The organism is Halorussus litoreus, assembly GCF_003382685.1.
Classification (GTDB): Archaea; Halobacteriota; Halobacteria; order Halobacteriales; family Haladaptataceae; genus Halorussus; species Halorussus litoreus.
Genome location: NZ_QLVG01000095.1, coordinates 1 through 2,239 on the forward strand (window position 1 = coordinate 1; position 2,239 = coordinate 2,239).

2 protein-coding genes are annotated in these 2,239 nt (G+C 68.2%); both read left to right on the forward strand.

The features are described 5' to 3' along the window. The coding region (locus DPQ64_RS18410; RefSeq protein WP_115865745.1) for a hypothetical protein at positions 1–1,418 on the forward strand (1,418 nt) is incomplete at its 5' end. Between the two features lie 266 nt (positions 1,419–1,684). Further along, a complete protein-coding gene (locus DPQ64_RS18415; protein WP_115863415.1) occupies positions 1,685–2,026 on the forward strand; it encodes a hypothetical protein in 342 nt (113 codons plus the stop codon). The last annotated feature ends 213 nt before the right edge of the window (positions 2,027–2,239 follow it).

Below are 2,239 nucleotides of genomic sequence, written 5' to 3' on the forward strand. Positions count from 1 at the left end.
CCGCGGGTTCCGCCGCGGACCGGGTCGCCGACCGAGCATCCGGAGCGGCCATCCAATCGCCCGGAACGGTCTTCCAACCGTCCGGCGGTGCCCTCCAATCACCCGGGGGCACCGTCCAGTCCTCGGGCGACCCGCTCCAGTCTTCGGACGACAGCTACGCCGGAACGCACGTCTCGTTCGGGGTCGACGACCGCGCCCTGACCGACTACGCGGTCGGCGGCGAGACGGTCCTAGATTCGCTGGCGGTCGAGTCCGAGCGGAGCGTCGCGGCCGACGGTCTCGTCGACGCGAACGCGTCGCTGTCGACCGTGACCGACCTCGACGGCGCGCCGCTCGCCGGGACGACAGTCGACGCGAACGCGACGCCCGGCGCTGCGGTGACTGACTCCGCGGCCCGCTTCGTGGCGGGGAGCAGTGCGACCATCGCGGCCCACGACAACCGCCGGGGCGTCCTCGTGGTCGCGTCGGGGAACGCCTCGAACTACGCGGTCGCGGACCTCCCGGCGGACGCGAACGCCTCGGCGGACGGCGATTCGCAGATCGAGTTCACGACTGCGAACGGCACCGAGGCCACCCTCCTCGTCGTCGGCGATGGCACCGTGACCGTCAACGAGGAGGGCGGCGTGACCGCGCGGCTCGGGGGTGACGGCCGCCTCGTCGTCCGGGCCTACCCCGACCAGAAGGTCGACGCCGACGAGACGCGAGAACGGCTCATCACCGAGGGCGCGGCGACGGCGGAGGTGTACGTGACGGCTGCGAACGGCAGCTCCGTCGGGGAAACGAGCGAGAACGCGACCGCGACCGAGCAGGTGACGGTCGATACCGTCACCTACGCCGACGGCGTCGCGGTCGAGACTGCCGGAACCTCGGAGAGCCAACTCTCGCTCGCGGTGAACCGGACGACCAGCGAGGGGACGATTCTGCTCACGAGCGTCTCGGAGGAGCTGCTCGACACTCCGGACGGCGTCGAGGTAGCGGTCGACGGCACGGCCGCCGCGGAGGCCGCGACGTACAGCCAACTGGAGAGCGCGGTCGGAAGCGGGCAGTCGCGGTATCTCGTCGGCAAGGCAGCCGACGGTGACGCGCAGGCCGACGCCGCCACCGAGGTCGCGGTCGCGGTGAATCACTTCTCCGAGCGCACCGTGTCGATTCGCGGGCTCGCGACCGACGGGATGACGACCCCTGGCGGGAACACGACGGCGCTTACCACCGACTCGGACGCTGACGAATCGACGACGCTCGACGAGTGGACCGCCTCGGGGGAGACGACGACCGCGGGCGCGACCGAACCCGCCGGAGAACCTAAGACCACTGCCGACAACAGCAGCGGTATCCCCGGATTCAGCCCGATAACCGCAGTGGTCGCCCTCCTCGCGGCTGCGGTGCTGTGCGGTGCGGTCGCGGTGCGGTCTTCATAGGCGCAAGCAGTAGCGCGCTTCTTCTCGACAACCTCCCTGTTTGCGGTCACGGTTGTGGTGCGGGGTAGTCGCGGTCGCGGTTACGGTGCGGGCTGTGCGGTCGCGGTGCTGTGCTAGGTGGTCGCGGTGCTGTGCGGTTCTCCGAGGTTCAAGTAGTAGTTCGCTTCTTCTGGAAGATTCGCAGCGCGCGGTGTTCCGTGACCCGAAGACATCCCAGAACCCGCACAGCCGCAACCTATTCGTAGCCGAGCGACGACGCGTACTGTATGGCGATTATCGAAATCAACCTCGAAAAGCCCGCGCTGATCGAAGAGCGCCGATACCCCGGCGCATCACAGAGCGCGAGCAAGTCCGGTTCGAGCAGCAGTTCCGGCGGTGGCAAAGGCAAACTCCTCGGCGCGCTCGCGCTGGTCGTCGGGGTCGCGGTGCTGGCGTGGCGGCTCAAGAGCGGCGACTCGGACGAGTACGAGAGCGAGGAGTACGAACACGGCCCCGAGCCGGAGATCGGTGGCGAACGAAGCGGCGTTCGTGGGAAGGTCGCGGGCATGGTTGGTCTCTTGGTCGCGCTGGTGAGCGTCGTGGCGGCGGTTCGGAAGGCTCGGAGCTAGGATTCGAGTTTTCGTTTTTCGGTTCCCTGTTTTCGTCGCTTCGTTAGTGCTGCTCGGAGAGTCACCGTGAACCGGAAATCTGGGAACGTGTCTTCGAAAGCTCTCGGCGCGCTCCTGAAAGACGAGACGGGAGACAGGTCTTCGAAAGCCCTCGGCACGCTCGCGGTCGCTCAGCGGGATATCTGGCGTGCGCGCAGAACTGCGCGCACGCCA

Bases quoted from the DNA above. Each gene is read 5' to 3' on its own strand.
- DPQ64_RS18415 (WP_115863415.1), top strand. From the start codon at position 1,685: ATGGCGATTATCGAAATCAACCTCGAAAAGCCCGCGCTGATCGAAGAG.